Origin of the sequence: Rhodopila globiformis (assembly GCF_002937115.1) — a bacterium.
Lineage (GTDB): Bacteria > Pseudomonadota > Alphaproteobacteria > Acetobacterales > Acetobacteraceae > Rhodopila > Rhodopila globiformis.
The window spans coordinates 59,128-75,879 of sequence record NZ_NHRY01000260.1 but is presented as its reverse complement, the minus strand read 5'-3'; the positions used below and the strand labels follow the sequence as shown (position 1 = coordinate 75,879).

Below are 16,752 nucleotides of genomic sequence, written 5' to 3'. Positions count from 1 at the left end.
ACAGCGGCCCTGACGACAGTGCCAACGCCGCTTCCCGGATCCGGCGCGAGCGCGCTTACGAAGCCGCCTCCTCGGCCGGCAACGGCGGAATTGCCGGAACCGGCAAGGTGATGGTGAAAACGGCGCCTTTCCCGCCGGACCGGTTGGCCGCGGTGATCGTGCCGTCCATTGCCTCGACGAAGCCGCGGCAGATCGCCAGGCCCAGCCCGGTGCCGACGCGCCGGCGGTCGGATCCCTCGACGCGGTGGAATTTCTCGAAGATGCGCTCGACGTCGCCGGCCGGGATGCCGTCGCCTTCGTCCATCACCCGGATCAGCACGCTGTCGCCCTCCCGGCCGGCGGCGATGGTGATCAGGCTGCCGGCGGGCGCGTATTTGGCGGCATTGTCCAGCAGGTTGAACAGCACCTGCTCGAACAGCACCATGTCCAGCGCCAGCATCGGCAGGTTCGGCTGCAGGTGCACCTCGACCCGGTGCTGCGCCAGGATCTTCGCCGCCCGCTGCAACGCGGCGCCGATGACATCCGACACCTCCGCCGCCGAAACCCGCGGCTTCAGCGCCCCCGATTCCAGCCGCGTCATGTCCAGCAGATTCCCAATGAAACGATTCAGCCGATCGGCTTCGTCGATGATGGTGCCCAGCAGCGCCTCCTTGGTCGGGGAATCGAGGAACGCATCCTGCGACCGCAGGCTGGTGGCCGAGCCCAGGATCGACGCCAGCGGCGTGCGCAGGTCGTGCGAGATCGAGGTCAGCAGCGCCGAGCGCAGCCGGTCGGTCTCGGCCTGCAGGCGGGTCAGGTGCAGGTCGCGGGCGAGGTTGACCCGCTCGATCGCCAGCGCCGCCTGGTCCGCCAGCGCATCCATCAGCCGCTGCTGGTCCGGCGTCAGCAGCGGGCCGGGCTCGTCGCGGATGATGCCGACGACGCCCAGCGGACCGCGCCCGGTGCGCAGCGGCTGGAACAGCCACTTGGCGCCGGGCAGCGTGTCGGAGCCGCGGCCGGCGACGCGGTCCTTCTCCCAGCACCACCTGGCGGCGGCGAGGTCCGCGTCGTCCAGCATGTCCTCGGGCGGGAAGCCGGCGCGTACGGCGATGCTGCCGTCCTCCGGCAGCAGCAGAACGACGCGCACTTTCAGCATCAGGGCGATCTGGTGGGCGGTGGCCCACAGCAGGTCGTCCAGGGTAACGGCGGCAGCCAGCTTGCGGCTGAACTGGTACAGGTCGTCGGTGTGCCGCGCCCGCAGCCGGGCCGAGACCGCCTGGCCGCGCACCCGGGCGGCAAGATTGCTGGCGATCACCGCGACAACGCCGAAGAAGAACAGCGCCACCACGTTTTCCGGATCGGCAATGGTGAAAGTGTAGAGCGGCGGCAGGAAGAAGAAGTTGTACGCCAGCACGGCCAGCAGGCAGGCCAGCAGCGACGGCCCCAGGCCATGCAGCACGGCGGTGATCAGGATCGCCGTCAGGTATACCAGCGCCACGTTGCTGACGCTCAGCAGGTCGTGCAGGCCCTGGGCCAGCCCGGTCGCCAGCCCGATCAGCAGCGCCGCCACCACGAACGGCCACAGCCCGGGCGAAGGACCGGCAGCCACCGGCCGGGCCGCCTGCGTGGCGGCGCGCTCCTCCTTCACCTCGATGACGTGGATGTTGATCCCGCCGGCGCGGTTGATCAGTTGCTGGGTGATCGAGCCGCGCAGCCATTGCCACCACGGCGCGCGGTTGGATTTGGAAACGATCAGGTGAGTGACGTTGTTGGCGCGGGCATAGTCGACGATCGAGTCGACGACGTCCTGGCCGGGGATCAGCACTGGTTCGGCCCCCAGTTGCTGCGCCAGCCGCAACGCCTCGGCGGTTCTGTCCTGCTCGGCGGCGCTGGCGCGGGTGGCGTGGGAGGTTTCGATGCTGATCGCGGTCCAGGGCGCGTGCAGTCGGTCCGCCAGCCGCTTGGCATGGCGCACGACCGCCGAGGCCTTGGCGTCGCCCTGGATGCATACCATCACCCGATCGCTCGCTGGCCATGGCCCCTCGATGGCGTGGCTGCGCATGTAGTCGAGCATCTGGTCGTCCACGCGCTGTGCGGTGCGGCGCAGCGCGAGTTCGCGCAGGGCGGTCAGGTTGCCGGGCTGGAAGTAGTGCTGCACGGCCCGTTCGGCCTGGGCCGGGACGTAGACTTTCCCCTCCTTCAGCCGCTGGATCAGGTCGTCCGGGGTCAGGTCGATCAGCTCGATGTCGTCGGCGCGCTCGATCACCGAATCCGGCACGGTTTCGCGGGTGCGCACGCGGGTGATGCGCGCCACCACGTCGTTCAGGCTCTCGACATGCTGGATGTTCAGCGTGGTGTAGACGTCGATGCCGGCGCCCAGCAGTTCCTCGACATCCAGGTAGCGCTTGGGATGGCGGCTGCCGGGCGCGTTGGTGTGGGCCAGCTCGTCGACCAGGACGAGGCGCGGGCGGCGGCCCAGGATGGCGTCGATGTCCATCTCGGTCAGGGTGTGGCCGCGATAGGGGATGGTGTGGCGGGGGATGACCTCCAGGCCCTCGATCAGCGCCTCGGTTTCCGCCCGGCCGTGGGTTTCGACCACGCCGACGGCCACGTCGATGCCCTCGCGCCGCCTGGCCCGGGCGGAGGAGAGCATCTCGTAGGTCTTGCCGACGCCGGGCGCGGCGCCGAGGAAGATCTTCAGGCGGCCGCGCAGCGCCTTCTGGGCTTCCCGCAGCAGGGCGTCCGGCGAGGGGCGGCGATCCGGGGATGGTTGTTCGCCCATGCGGCGGGAGTCCGCTCAGGTTGCCGGCAGGGCGTCAAGCGCCATGTTCAGCGCCAGCACGTTGACGCGCGGCTCGCCGATGAAGCCGGCGATCCGGCCTTGGATATGCGCCTCCACCAGCGCGCGCACCCGCTCCGGCGGCAGGTTGCGGGCCTTGGCGATGCGCGGCACCTGGAACAGCGCGGCGGCGGGGGAGATGTCCGGATCCAGCCCGCTGGCCGAGGTGGTCACCAGGTCCATCGGCACCTTCGTGCCGGGGTTTTCCGCCGCCAGCTTGTTGGTGTCGGCCGTGATGCGGTCAACCAGCGCCTTCGACGTCGGCCCGAGGTTGGAGCCACCGGAGTTGTCGGCGTTGTACGGCGCCGGAATGGTCTTGCTGGCGTCGTTCGGGTCGGTGTCGGTCGTGGCCGAGGGGCGGCCGTGGAAGTATTTCTCCGACGTGAAGTTCTGCCCGATCAGCGCCGAGCCGATGACCTTGCCGTCGCGGGTGATCAGGCTGCCGTTGGCCTGCCAGGGGAAGATCAGTTGGGCGATGCCGGTCATCGCCAGCGGATAGGCCAGCCCGGTGAGGATCGTCATCAGCACGATCATCATGATGGCGGGGCGGATATGTTGCAGCATTGCGATTTCGTCCTGTAGAAGAAATGGACCACCGGGCGGTTGCCCTCGTCATGGCCGGGCGTGTCCCTACGGGATGCACACATCCCGGAAACGAGTCGGAAATGACCGTAAAATCAAGTGCTTGTCTCACGGCCGAGAGCGTTCCCCCATCGTCATGGCCCGGCTCGTCCGGGCCACCTGTCGCGGCACACGTGCTGGAATAGGTGGCCCGGACGAGCCGGGCCATGACGAAAGGGAAACGCAGCGGCGGACCGTTTCCAAGATGTGTGCATTGCGTAGGGCGTGTCCCGGCCATCCGCGCTTCGACGGTTCGGGGTAGATGGCCGGGACACGCCCGGCCATGACGGAGAGACAACGGTCTTGTTCCATTTCAATAGCGAAGTTTACTAAGCCAGTCCGATGGCGCTGACCGCCATGTCGATCAGCTTGATGCCGACGAACGGCGCGATCAGCCCGCCAACGCCATAGATCAGCAGGTTGCGCCGCAGCAGCGCCGCCGCGCCGATGGGGCGGTAGCGGATGCCCTTCAGCGCCAGCGGGATCAGCGCGACGATGATCAGCGCGTTGAAGATGATCGCCGACAGGATGGCGCTGCGCGGGTTGTTCAGGTGCATGACGTTCAGCGCCTGGAGCTGCGGATAGAAGGCGATGAACATCGCCGGGATCATGGCGAAATACTTCGCCACGTCGTTGGAGATGGAAAACGTCGTCAGCGCCCCACGGGTCATCAGCAGTTGCTTGCCGATCTCGACGATCTCGATCAGCTTGGTCGGGTCGCTGTCGAGGTCGACCATGTTGCCGGCCTCGCGCGCCGCCATGGTGCCGGTGTTCATCGCCACGCCGACATCGGCCTGCGCCAGCGCCGGGGCGTCGTTGGTGCCGTCGCCGCACATCGCCACCAGCTTGCCCTGCGCCTGCTCCTCGCGGATCAGCTTCAGCTTCATCTCCGGCGTGGCCTGCGCCAGGAAGTCGTCCACCCCGGCCTCGGCGGCGATGGCGGCGGCGGTCAGGGGGTTGTCGCCGGTGATCATCACCGTGCGGATGCCCATCCGGCGCAGTGCGCTGAACCGTTCCCGGATGCCGCCCTTGACGATGTCCTTCAGCGTGATCACCCCGAGCAGCCGCCCGTCCTTCGCCACTGCCAGCGGCGTGCCGCCGGCCTTGGCGATGGCCTCGGCCTTGATCTCCAGTTCGCGCACCGTCGCATTGCTCACCGCCGGCCGCAGCGTGGTGGCGCCGCCGCCACTGCGCGCTGTCGCGTCCGTGCCGCCACGCACCCAGGCCAGCACCGCGTCGACCGCGCCCTTGCGGATGGACGAGCCCTCGAAGTCGATGCCGGACAGCCGCGTCTGCGCCGAGAACGGGATGAAGTGCGCCCCCATCGGCGCCATCTCGCGGCCGCGGATGCCGTACGTCTCCTTCGCCAGCACGACGATGGAGCGGCCTTCCGGCGTCTCGTCGGGCAGCGACGACAACTGCGCGGCATCCGCCAGCTCGCGCGCGGTCACGCCGGCGAGCGGCAGGAACTCGGTGGCCTGGCGGTTGCCCAGCGTGATGGTGCCGGTCTTGTCCAGCAGCAGCGTATCGACGTCGCCCGCCGCCTCCACCGCCCGACCCGACATCGCCAGCACGTTGAACCGCACCAGGCGGTCCATGCCGGCGATGCCGATGGCGGACAGCAATGCGCCGATGGTGGTCGGGATCAGCGCCACGAACAGCGCCACCAGGATCACCACCGACACCGACCCGCCGGCATAAGTCGCGAAACTGGGGATGGTGGTCACGGCGATGACGAAGATGATCGTCAGCCCGGCCAGCAGGATGTTCAGGGCGATCTCGTTCGGCGTCTTCTGCCGCTCCGCCCCTTCCACAAGGGCGATCATGCGGTCGAGGAAGGTCGAGCCCTGGGCGGCGGTGATGCGGACCTTGATCCAGTCCGACAGCACCCTTGTGCCGCCGGTCACCGCCGAGCGGTCGCCGCCGCTCTCGCGGATGACGGGGGCGGACTCGCCGGTGATCGCCGATTCGTCGACCGAGGCGATGCCTTCCACCACCTCGCCGTCGCTCGGGATCAGTTCGCCGGCCTCGACCAGCACGAAATCGCCCTGCTTCAGGTCGGGAGCCCAGATCTCCTCATACAGCCCTTTCGGGTCATATGCGCCGGTGGAGTCCGGCAGCAGCCGCCGCGCTTTGGTCTCGGTACGGGCGCGGCGGAGCGTGGCCGCCTGCGCCTTGCCGCGGCCCTCGGCCACCGCTTCGGCGAAGTTGGCGAACAGCACGGTGATCCACAGCCAGATCGTGATCTGCAGCGTAAAGCCGGGATAGTCGCCGCCGCTGACCAGGTCGCGCAGCAGGATGATGGTGGTCAGGGCCGAGACGACCTCGACCACGAACATCACCGGGTTGCGCGCCATCAGCCGCGGATCGAGCTTGCGCACCGCCTGGCCGATCGCCGGGACCAGGATCGCCGGGTCGAACAGGCTGGAGCGGGCGCTGCGGGAATGGGTTCTGGATGCCATGATGAAATGCCTCAGTACGTGGTGCCGGCGTGCATCGCCAACTGCTCGACGATCGGCCCGAGCGCCAGCGACGGCAGGAAGGTCAGGCCGCCGGTGATCAGGATCACGCCGACGACCAGGCCGACGAACAGGCCGCCGTCGGTCGGGAAGGTGCCAGCGGAGACGGGTACGATCTTCTTCGCCGCCAGCGAGCCGGCGACCGCCAGCATCGGGACGATCATCAGGAAGCGGCCGATGAACATTGCCAGCCCCAGCGTGCTGTTCCAGAATGGTGTGTTGGCGGACAGGCCGGCGAACGCGCTGCCGTTGTTGCCGGTGGCGGAGGTATAGGCGTACAGCGCCTCGGAGAAGCCGTGCGGGCCGGCATTGGCCAGCGCCGAGACACCCGGCGGGATCACCACCGCCAGCGCGGTGAAGCCGAGCATCGACAAGGGCAGGATCAGGATGCCGAGCATCGCCATCTTGACCTCCTTCGCCTCCAGCTTCTTGCCGAGGTATTCCGGCGTGCGGCCGACCATCAGTCCGGCGACGAACATCGCGACGATGACGAACAGCAACATGCCATACAGGCCGGAGCCGACGCCGCCGAAGATGATCTCGCCGAGCATGATGTTGAGCATCGGCACCATGCCGCCGATGGGCGTGAGGCTGTCATGCATGGTGTTGACCGCGCCGCAGGAGGCATCGGTGGTGATGGTGGCGAACAGCGCCGAGTTGGCGATGCCGAAGCGGACCTCCTTGCCCTCCATGTTGCCGGCGGCGTGGTCGAGCGGCAGGTGGGCGAGCAGGGTGTTGCCGGCAGCTTCGGACGCGTAGAGCGTGGCGACGCCGGCGAGGAACAGCACCGCCATCACCGCGAAGATCGCCCAGCCCTGGCGCTGGCTGCCGACCATTCGGCCAAAGACGTTGGTCAGCGCCGCGCCGATGGAGAAGATCAGCAGCATCTGCAGCAGGTTCGTCAGCGCGGTGGGGTTTTCGAACGGGTGCGACGAGTTGGCGTTGAAGAAGCCGCCGCCGTTGGTGCCGAGCATCTTGATCGCCTCCTGCGAGGCGACCGGGCCTTGCGCGATCAGCTGCTTGCCGCCTTCGAGCGTAGTGACGGCCGTATAGGCGCCCAGGTTCTGCGGCACGCCCTGCCAGACCATGAACAGCCCGGCGACGATGCAGATCGGCATCAGCACGTAGAAGGTGCAGCGGATGAGATCGACCCAGAAGTTGCCAACGGTTTTCGCCGAGCGCCGGGCGAAGCCGCGGATCAGCGCCAAAGCGAGCGCGATGCCGGTGGCGGCGCTGACGAAGTTGTGCACCGTCAGTCCCGCCATCTGCACCAGGTCGCTCATGGTGCTTTCCGGCGTGTAGGACTGCCAGTTGGTGTTGGTGACGAAGCTGACCGAGGTGTTGAACGCCAGGTCCGGCGCCACCGGGTCGAGATGCTGCGGGTTGAACGGCAGCACCGCCTGCAGCCGCTGCAGGCCATACAGCACGACGAAGCCGGCGAAGGTGAAGGCCAGCATCGCAATGGCGTAGGTCACCCAGTGCTGCTCCTCGGCCTCGCGCACGCCGCAGAGGCGGTAGATGCCGGTCTCGAGCGGTTTCAGGGCGGGGGAGAGAAAGGTTTTCTCCCCATTGAAGACGCGGGTCATGTAGCCGCCGAGCGGCTTGACCAGCAGGGTCAGCAGGACGCAGTACAGCGCGATCTGCAGCCAGCCGTTTAGTGTCATGATTATGGATCCGGCAGTGCTAGAAGCGTTCGGGCCTGAGCAGCGCAAAGACCAGGTAGACGAGCAGGAACGCCGTCACCAGGCCGCCGAGGATATAGTCGAAGGTCATGCGCGGGTTCTCTACAGCCGGTCGCAGGCCAGGGCATACAGCCCGCACAGGACAAGGAAAGCGGCGCCGGTGGCGAGGAAAATCAGGTCAACCATCTCCAGGCTCCCTTCAGAAGGTCAGGTAGCGTGGCTCGATTAGGGCAGGCGCGCCTATAAAGACTATATGGGGCAAACGGGCGGGGAATAGAAATCCCATATAAGCCGCCGCGAGCGTCGTGACGTAGCAGTACACCGGTGATCAATGCTTGATATACATCAGCGGGGGCTGGCCCCTCCGTCCTGGCCGGGCGTGTCCCCATGCGCGTCAGGATGAGACGATTGGTGAAGAAGGATTTGGCGCCGCGGCCGTTCTCTCACCGTCATGGCCGGGCGTGTCCCGGCCATCTGCGCTTCAACGGCGGGGGGTGGATGGCCGGGACACGCCCGGCCAGGACGGAGGGGCAACGGACCGGGCACCCAATCCTTCTCCAACCGCCGCCTTATCCAGACAGCCATGGGGACAAGCTCCCCAACAAATGAAAAGACACGAGGCACGGCCGTTGCGCAGCAACCTGGTGCTGGTCGTGGGCCGATCGCCAATGCGCTCCGCGCCTACGCCGGCCTGCCGGTCTCCGACGCACCGGCCGCATCGCCAGGGGCGCCCAGCATGCGCTGAACCCTGGCAAGCAGCGCCTCCAATGCGAACGGCTTCGTGATCAGCTCCATGCCCGGCTCGAGCAGGCGGTTGCCGCCGGCCGAAGCGTGGGCGTATCCGGTCATGAACAGCACCGGCAGGCCGGGACGCTGCGCGCGGGCGGCATCGGCGACCTGGCGCCCGTTCAGGCCAGGCAGGCCGACATCCGTCAGCAGGAGATCGACCCGCATGTTGGACTGCAGCAGGCGCAGGGCGGAGGGGCCGTCCGCCGCCTCGATCACCGCGTGGCCAAGCTCGTGCAGCCGTTCGGCGACCAGCATGCGCAGGCTGGCCTCGTCGTCGACAATCAGCACCACGCTGCCATCGCCGGCCCGTGACGCCAGTGCGGCGTCGTCCGCGCCGTCATCGGCCTGCGGATCGGCCGCTCCGTCATAACGAGGCAGGTAGACGGTGAACGAGGTGCCCTGGCCCGGCCGCGAGGTAATCGTCACATGCCCCTCGGACTGCTTGACGAACCCATACAGCATCGACAGCCCCAGGCCGGTGCCCTGTCCGGTCGGCTTGGTCGTGAAGAAGGGTTCGAACGCCCGCGCCATGACATCCGGCTCCATACCCGTCCCGGTGTCGGTCACGGTAATGGCAACATAGGCGCCTGGCCTGATTTCATCCGCATGGCTGCGGGCATAGATGTCGTCGAGGATCGCGTTGGCGGTCTCGATCGTCAGGCGGCCGCCGTCCGGCATCGCGTCGCGGGCGTTGATCGCCAGGTTCAGCAGGGCGTTCTCCAGCTGGTTCGGATCGCACAGCACCGGCCACAGGCCGCTGCCAAGGTTCATCCTCAGGTCAACGGCCGGGCCGAGCGTGCGCCGGAGCAGGTCCTCCATGCTCTCGACCAGGCGGTTGCCGTCCACCCGGGCCGGCGCCAGCGACTGGCGCCGCGCGAAAGCCAGCAGGCGCTGCGTCAGGGCGGCCGCGCGCCTGGCCGCCGTCATGCCGATGGTCAGGAAGCGCTCGCTCTCGGCTGCGCGCCCGGCGCCGATGCGCTGGGACGCCAGCTCCAGGCTGCCCATGATGCTGGCCAGCAGATTGTTGAAGTCGTGCGCGATCCCGCCGGTGAGCTGGCCGATGGCCTCCATCTTCTGCGACTGCCGCAGCGCCTCCTCGGTTTCGCGCCGCTCGGTGACGTCGGCGGCCTCCGGCACGAACGCGACGATCGTCCCGTTCTCGTCGCGGACCGGCCGGATGGAAAAGTCGAACGACCGCCTGCCCGAGGGCAGCTGCAGGGTGATCTCCCGGCGCATGGTCTCGCCGCGCGAGGCCGCCGCCACGGCCGCGCGGATGGTGTCCGCCATGCCGGGCGTGCCGGTGAACCACGGCGTCTGCCAGAACGGCCGGCCGATGACGTCGCCGGGCGTCGCCCCGATGGCGGCAAGCAACGTCGCATTCGCTTCAAGCAGGGTGCCGTCGAGCGCGATCAGCCCCTGGAGTTGGTAGCTCGTCTCGAAGATCGTCCGCAGCCTTGCCTCGCTGGCCTGCAACGCGGCGGTGCGCTCGGCGATCAGCTTCTCGAGCGTGTCATTGGCCTGGCGCAGCGCCGCCTCGGCGCGGGCACGCTGCCAGGCGTCCCACAGGCGCGCCGCCACGTCCTCGACCAGGGCGATTTCGTCCGGGTGCCAGGGATGGGGATCGCGGTAGCTGACGAACAGGCAGGCGATGAAGCGGCCATCCCGCACCAGGGGCACGGAGGCGAACGACCGCGTGTCGGCCGGGACGTAGGCCTGCGGGCCATCCGCCAGGTACGGGGGCAGGTCGTCGTCAGCGATCGTCAGTCCCTGGCGCTGGCGCGCGACCGCGGCGGCGCCAAAGGCCGCCAGCGGGAAGGCGCCGGTCACGGGCGCGACGCTGTCCACGAAATAGGTCTCGAGCGCGATCGTCTCGTCATCGGCCAGCACCTGGCCATAGCCGACGCGGTTGGCCTTCAGGTGCCGCCCGAGCGCCTCGGCCGCCGCCGCCACGATGGCGTCGGGCTGCGAGTGAGCGCGCAGGCGGTCCCACAAGTCGAGCAGGAACGCCTGCCGGTTGGCGGCAAGCTTCCGGGCGGTGATGTCGATGGCGGTGCCGATGGCGCGTCGGCAGCGGCCGTCCTGGAACAGGCCCTTGCCCTTGGCCGCCACCCAGCGGACGACGCCGTCCTCCTTGCCGATGGTGCGGTATTCGACGTCGTACGTGGCCCGGACAGCCGGGTCCATCGACGACGCGAAGGCCGCGCCGGTGGCCTCCCGATCATCAGGATGCAGGCCGGCGTAGAAGTCCGCCATGCTGACCGGCCCCCCGGAGAAGATGCCGAACATCGCCCGCGTGCGGTCGGACCAGGTCAGCTCGCCGGTGTCCAGGTCGAGATCCCAGGAGCCGATTTCGGCGGCCTCGGTGGCGAGCCGCAGCGATTCCTCGCTGAGTTCGAGCCGGAGGTCGGATGCCCGCCGTTCGGTCACGTCGAGCGAGACGCCGGTCATGCGCAGCGGGACGCCATCCAGGTCGCAGGTGACCTGTCCCCGGACATGCAGCCAGACCAGCGTGCCGTCAGGCCGGTAGAGCCGGTAATCCAGGTCGAGTTCCGCGCCTGTGGTGACGGCAAGTTCAAACGCGGTTCGCCAGCGGTTGCGGTCATCGGGATGGATGGCGGCTTCCAGTTCGCGCGGGTCGAAGGGGGTGGCGCGATCGTCACGGAACTTGTCGCTGAACAGGACCGAGCCGGACAGCGCCCAGGTGCGCAGGTCGAGCACCCAGGCGCTCAATCGTCCGGACGGCGCTATGGGACGGGATAGATCAGCGGCTGGTTCTCCGGCAGCCGCTCCGCTTCCGTCAACGGACGGGCCGAGCGGTGCTGTTGCGACGGGCGCGGCGATGATTTTTGCGTTTGCATCCGGTCCCTGACTGGAAAAGGCGGTTGCCGCCTGGCCTGGAAGAAGGCGCGGTCCATCGGGCTGGATAGCCGTCGGAGGCAGATCCATCTCGCCATCGACATGCTGCCGCACACGCCCGGGCGTGGCTGTGCTTCCCGCGTGACTGACCCGCTCCTTCACCATACTTCCCCGATATCGACCCTGGCCGGCGCTGGCTCTTGAAACTGGCTTGCAGACTGTCGGCTTTTTGCCCGGGCAGACATACACAAGCGGTTCAGACAACGGGCTTCCATCGTGGGGCAATGCCGGGCCGGAGTCGCAATGAGGTTTCACAATTCAAGTTCATACGAAACCTTTTCACTCACTGTTGAATTTGTCATTGGGCAAGACTGTCCGGCCAGCCAGGCGGCTGATTGCCGCGCTTGCAGGTTGGGGCGGGTGCTCGCGCCGCAAGCGCCTTGGTTCCTCCGGGCCTTGGCCAGCGTCCGCCGCACCGGTTCCGGCTATTCGGGACTGTCAGCCCCGGTGATCGCCCGCAGCGCAGCGAGATTCCGCACGGTCAGCAGCGCCCGATCCGTGTCATAGGCAACCACGCCCGCCGTTCGCCAGGCATTCAGGATCGTAATGATGCTGCGGGTCGTCGCCCCGAGCAGATCGGCAAGATCGGCCTGGCGAAAGCGGTGCGCCAGCCGTATCCCATGGTCCGTCGGGCGGCCCTCCCGTTCCGCCAGGTACAGGATCTGCCGCGCCAGGCGCACTTCCAGGCTTTCGAACGTGGCATCCTGGAGCAGCGCGAACGTACGCCGCAACCGTAGCGCCATCATGCGACACAGCGCCTCGCCGAGCGACGGACATGTTTTCAGCGCCGAAAGAAATGCGGCGCGGCTGATTTTCACCAGCCTTACCCGGCCTTCGATCACAGCGGCCGCACTGCGCACGTCGCTGTCCATCACGCCAATTTCGCCGAAGATGTCGCTACTGCGGAACACCTCGACCATCAGCGCCTTGCTGTGGCGATCAATCACGCCGATGCGGACATGGCCGTCACCGCCGGTGACCGCATAGACGGCGTCGGCGGGATCGCCCTGCGCGAACAGGGTTGTGCCGTCATGCGGTTCGAGGGCAACGCTGCCCTGCTCGAGACGGCGAAGGTCGTGTTGGCTCATGCCCTTGAATACGGTGATCGAGGCCAGTGACATCGCGTGTCTCCCTTACCGGCAGAACATGACGGACCAGACCGGCGACGGCATATCGCAGCGCATCACGACAGACTGGCGCTGTTCCGTACCAGCTATGCAGCCGCGAATTCAGGCGATGAGTCCCGGACCGGCCATCCCGCACGAGGACGGGACGATGCCATTCGGATCATGAAACGCCGGCTCTTCCTCGTCAACGTGGTCTTGTTATTGGAAACGATTTTTCGCTGGTGCCGGCGAGATACATGCTCCGACTGGTCACGACTGGCGCGCCGGGAGGCAATTCATCGGCATGTCCGGCAAGGACATACCGGTTGAGCCGCGGAGCAGCCGTCGCCCGGCTCGGGGAAGATGGCGAAGTCGCCGCGACGAAGATCAGGGCGGGGAGCGCCGGCACGCAGGCAGTCGCCCGCGGCGCTGCATGGCAATCGGTCGCTTTGTTACGGTCCAGACAGGGGCGCGCAACGAGTCTGTGCGGCAAGCCGCTGGCTACGCGCGTGATCATGGGCGACACTTCGGCTACAGTAAACGCGGCCGATCGGCGGGATATCACTGCCGCGAAAGAATGGGCTTGTCAGCAACGGGAGGCTGCAATGACACAAACAACGCTCCGGCGGGATGCCCTGCTGGCCGCGCTCGTCTCGGCGCTGCCGATTGGTTTCGTCAAGAGCGCGGCGGCAAGTCCGCTCGATCCCAGTCAGACCATCATCCGCAAACCCGGCGAACTGCAATGGAAGTCCAACCCGGCTTTCCCGGAGCGGAGCGTCGACAATTGCCTGCTGGCTGGCGACCCGACCAAAGCCGGCCTGTACTACACACTGATCCGTTGGTGGCCAGGCTTCATGAGCGCGCCGCATCATTACGGTACTGACCGATATTGCGTGGTGGTATCGGGTACGTGGTGGTGCAACAGCGGAGCCGATTTCGACCCGGCCGCATGTGTCCCCGTGGCGGCCGGCAGCTTCGTCCACCGGGTCGCTGGAACGCCGCATTATGATGGCGTGATCCGCGGCCATCCCGAGCCTGCCGTCATCGCGATCTGCGGCATCGGGCCAGTCAATCTGGCAGTCGTCGATCCGTCCAGGCCCCTGGTGCGGCGTGTCTGAGCGTCAGGAGACTCCGCGGCCGTCGCCAGGACCTGCAGCGCATGCACCACGCTTCCGCAATGGGCGCTCTCGATGCCGGTGCAAACGTCCGATCGTGCTGTGGCGGTCCCCCGCCGGATCATGACGCGAAACGCCGTCAGTCCGTCCCGTGACCGGGACGCAGGCAGGACGTGGCGCGGCGGAACAGCGACATAATCGTTACTTCCGTGCGATGGCCAGGCAATCCACGCCTTTGCCGATCCCGGCGCCCGGCCCGCGGACGGCCGCCCGTCACGCCGTCGTCCCCACCGTCCAGGTCGCCGTTCGGACCTGCGACGCTCGTTCGAGCGCGGTGACCACGGCATCGAGCTCATCGGGCGCCGCGCTCGTCGGCACCAGCGTCGCCTCCAGTTCGATCAGGTCCTCGCCGGTGTTCTGGGTCTCGACATCGCGGATGGGATAGTTCGCCCGGGCCAGTTCGACTTCCAGCAGGTCGCGCACGTCCCCCACGTCTTCAGGACGGCAGATGACGTGCACCTGGTATTGCGCCTCGGTGACGTCGCTGATGATCGGGCGGCGGTTGACCCAGTTCACCAGCGGGCGCAACGCGGTATTGGCGGCGAGCACGGCCAGGGTCAGCACCACCGCCTCGACCCCCAGCCCGGTGCCGCAGAACGCGCCGACGGCCGCCGAGCACCACAGCGTGGCGGCGGTGTTCAGGCCGCGGATACTGGTGCCGTCCTTCAGGATCACGCCGGCGCCCAGGAAGCCGATGCCGCTGACGATGTAGGCGACGATCTGCGTGCTGCCCTCGACGCCCCGCAGGCGCATCCCCAGATCGGCGAAAGCCGCCGCGCCAACCGCCACCAGCACGGTGGTGCGCAGACCGGCCGAGCGCTGCCGCCACTGCCGCTCGAAGCCGATCGCCGTGCCCAGCACGAAGGCCACGACGATTGCCAGCGCGGTCCGCAGCAGCGCCGCCAGGCCCGGCCAGTCGCCGAAGACGGCACTCGGCTCCGTCACCTCAGGGGGCTCCGGCAGCGACCTTCTGCACGGCCGCGATGATGCGCTCCCACTCCCCCCGGGCCTGTTCGGACTGGGCTGCGGCGGCATCGGCCAGTCCGGAAGCCAGCAGCGCCTCCAGCGCCTCGGTCATCAGGCCGGCCCGGCGCAGGGCGGCGACCAGGATGCCGGTGACCGAAGCCAGAGCCATGACCTGCTGGCGCAGCGCCGCCAGGCTCTGTGAGAGATCGTCTGCCATGACGCCGGAGTCCTCAAGTGCCGAGAGCAACCTGAACCACCTTATACGCCACAAGCAGCACCGCCAGGACAAGATAGCCGCGCAGCACGCCCATCCAGAGCCGCGTGCCCAGCGACAGCGCGGGGGCGGGCAGGGCGGACAGCGGCGGCATCCGCCAGGCCATGCGCGGCAGTTCGGCCGGCAGGTCGGCTTCCACCGGCTGCGCGGCAGGCTGCCGCACGCGGCGCGCGGCGGACAAGGCAGCGAAGCCCAGCAGCCCCAGCGCGGTGCCGCCGCCCAGCACGGCCAGGATCGACTCGCCGCTCATGCCCGGGAACACCGTCGCCGCGGTCAGGATGATGGACAGCATCACCAGCACCCAGATCACCGCCCCGGTGAACAGGTTCAGCCAGCGTCCGTTGACCCACGGCCCGAGCACTGCCTTGTCGTTGCACAGCAGCAGCAGGAACACCGTCGCGGACGGCAGCAGCACGCCGGCCAGCGTCTGCACCGCGTTGGTCAGCAGGCCCAGCAGCGCGTCGCTGCCGAGCAGCACCAGCACGGCGGCCACGGCGATCACCCCGGTATAGACCAGGTAGAACCCCCAGGCGTCCGCCGGCTTGCGATGCAGCGAGTGGCGCACCGCGAACACGTCGCCGATGGCATAGGCGGTGGACAGCGACACCGCCGCGGCGCCGATGATGCTGGCATCCAGCAGCGCCAGCGCGAACATCACGCCAGCGGCGCGGCCGCCCACGGCCTCCAGCCCCGCGGCGACGGCGCCGGCGTCGGTGAACCGGCCGAAGCCCGCGGTGCCCTGGAAGGCGGCGGCGGTGAACGCCATCATCGCCATCGCGCCCACCACCACGATCCCGATCCCGATCACCAGGTCAGCCTTTTCATAGGGAATGAAACGAGGCGTGATGCGCTTGTCGATGATGTAGCTCTGCTGGAAGAACAACTGCCACGGCGCCACGGTGGTGCCGACGATGGCGATCACCAGCAGCATCACGTCGGACAGCTTCGACCCCGCCGGGAACTGCGGCACCACGAAGCCGCGGGCGATCTCGCCAAGCGGCGGATGCACCGCCAGGAACACCGGGACCAGCAGCAGGCTGAAGAAGCACAGTGCCAGCGAGAACCGTTCAAACCGGCGGAAGCTGCCGGTGGAGGCGGCGCCGATGATGATGCCGGCGGCAACCAGGATGCCCCACAGCCGCGGCACGCCCAGGTAGCCCAGCGCGAGGTTGATGCCGATGAACTCGGTGACGATGGTCAGGCCGTTCAGCAGGAACAGGTCGATGACGCTAAATGCGCCCCAGAACTTGCCGAACCGCTCCAGGATCAGCCGGGCATGGCCGACGCCGGTGACGGCGCCGAGGCGCAGCACCATCTCCTGGTTCACGTACAGCACCGGCACCAGCAGCAGCAGCGTCCACAGCAGCGCGGTGCCGTAGTTCTGGCCGGCCTGGGTATAGGTGCCGAACGCGCCGGCATCGTTGTCGCCGATCATGACGATCAGGCCGGGGCCGAGGATGGCGGCCAGGGTGCGCAGCCGCGCGCCCCAGCTGTTGCGGGCGCCGATGTCGTGCTGGCGGATGGTGCCCATCGCGCCCTCGATGTCGCCCAGGTGGGCGGAGTCGAGCACGGCGGCGCAGGCGGCTTGGTTCAGGTTGCGGTTGGACATGGTGACCTCGGAGCCGGAACGTGACGCGCGGCCGTCCCGCCGGCGACGGCGGAAACGGCGGAGGGGACGCGGCGAGGCCGCGTCGGGCGCGTCAGCCCGGCTGAGGGTCCGCGGCGACGGTCTGCCAGGCGCAGGCCAGGCGGCCATCGGGCGCGATCGTCCAGCCCGCCGCCAGCAGCGGGCGTGCGGTGTGGCCGCCGGTCAGCGCGGCCAGGGCGACAGCGGACGCTTCCTGCGCCCGCAGAACGTCGATATCGAGCAGGGTGGCCATATCAGC

General features: G+C 68.2%; 12 protein-coding genes. 1 reads left to right on the top strand and 11 read right to left on the bottom strand.

Translation table 11 applies throughout. The annotated features are described in order from the left end of the window. Positions 1-55: 55 nt before the first annotated feature. The 7 genes from CCS01_RS27990 to CCS01_RS27960 form a co-directional block, all read right to left on the bottom strand. Positions 56-2,761 carry a sensor histidine kinase gene (locus CCS01_RS27990; RefSeq protein WP_104522057.1) on the bottom strand — a complete coding sequence of 902 codons (2,706 nt, stop codon included), beginning with the start codon at positions 2,759-2,761 and terminating at the stop codon, positions 56-58. Positions 2,762-2,776: 15 nt separating this feature from the next. Next, positions 2,777-3,382 (bottom strand): K(+)-transporting ATPase subunit C, encoded by a 606-nt coding sequence (locus CCS01_RS27985; RefSeq protein WP_104522056.1) that lies wholly within the window; start codon positions 3,380-3,382, stop codon positions 2,777-2,779. Between the two features lie 386 nt (positions 3,383-3,768). Continuing rightward, positions 3,769-5,901, bottom strand: coding sequence for a potassium-transporting ATPase subunit KdpB (gene kdpB, locus CCS01_RS27980; RefSeq protein ID WP_104522055.1), 2,133 nt, complete (start codon positions 5,899-5,901; stop codon positions 3,769-3,771). An 11-nt stretch (positions 5,902-5,912) separates the two neighbouring features. Further along, complete coding sequence (kdpA, locus tag CCS01_RS27975; protein WP_104522054.1) at positions 5,913-7,622, bottom strand: potassium-transporting ATPase subunit KdpA; 1,710 nt, start codon at positions 7,620-7,622, stop codon at positions 5,913-5,915. A gap of 19 nt (positions 7,623-7,641) precedes the next feature. Then, positions 7,642-7,731 (bottom strand): K(+)-transporting ATPase subunit F, encoded by a 90-nt coding sequence (gene kdpF / locus CCS01_RS27970; protein WP_104522053.1) that lies wholly within the window; start codon positions 7,729-7,731, stop codon positions 7,642-7,644. Positions 7,732-8,321: 590 nt separating this feature from the next. Continuing rightward, entirely contained in the window at positions 8,322-11,147 is a 2,826-nt protein-coding gene (locus CCS01_RS27965; RefSeq protein ID WP_158258644.1) for a PAS domain-containing protein, read from the bottom strand. 623 nt (positions 11,148-11,770) lie between these two features. Continuing rightward, positions 11,771-12,466: a Crp/Fnr family transcriptional regulator gene (locus tag CCS01_RS27960; RefSeq protein ID WP_104522051.1), complete on the bottom strand. Its 696-nt coding sequence runs from the start codon at positions 12,464-12,466 to the stop codon at positions 11,771-11,773. A gap of 311 nt (positions 12,467-12,777) precedes the next feature. Between CCS01_RS27960 and CCS01_RS34835 the strand changes: the two genes are divergently transcribed. Further along, positions 12,778-13,569 (top strand): cupin domain-containing protein, encoded by a 792-nt coding sequence (locus CCS01_RS34835; RefSeq protein WP_204848454.1) that lies wholly within the window; start codon positions 12,778-12,780, stop codon positions 13,567-13,569. A 270-nt stretch (positions 13,570-13,839) separates the two neighbouring features. Here the strand turns inward: CCS01_RS34835 and CCS01_RS27950 are convergent, their stop codons facing one another. The 4 genes from CCS01_RS27950 to CCS01_RS27935 all read right to left on the bottom strand — a co-directional run bounded on the left by CCS01_RS27950 (position 13,840) and on the right by CCS01_RS27935 (position 16,746). Continuing rightward, the gene (locus CCS01_RS27950; RefSeq protein ID WP_239992429.1) at positions 13,840-14,571 is read right to left on the bottom strand and encodes an MgtC/SapB family protein; all 732 of its coding nucleotides are present in this window, start codon (positions 14,569-14,571) and stop codon (positions 13,840-13,842) included. 1 nt (position 14,572) lies between these two features. Then, positions 14,573-14,809, bottom strand: a complete 237-nt coding sequence (locus CCS01_RS27945; protein WP_104522048.1) for a hypothetical protein — start codon at positions 14,807-14,809, stop codon at positions 14,573-14,575. Positions 14,810-14,822: 13 nt separating this feature from the next. Beyond that, entirely contained in the window at positions 14,823-16,475 is a 1,653-nt protein-coding gene (locus CCS01_RS27940) for an NRAMP family divalent metal transporter (protein WP_104522047.1), read from the bottom strand. Between the two features lie 91 nt (positions 16,476-16,566). Further along, positions 16,567-16,746 (bottom strand): hypothetical protein, encoded by a 180-nt coding sequence (locus tag CCS01_RS27935; protein ID WP_104522046.1) that lies wholly within the window; start codon positions 16,744-16,746, stop codon positions 16,567-16,569. Positions 16,747-16,752: the final 6 nt, after the last annotated feature.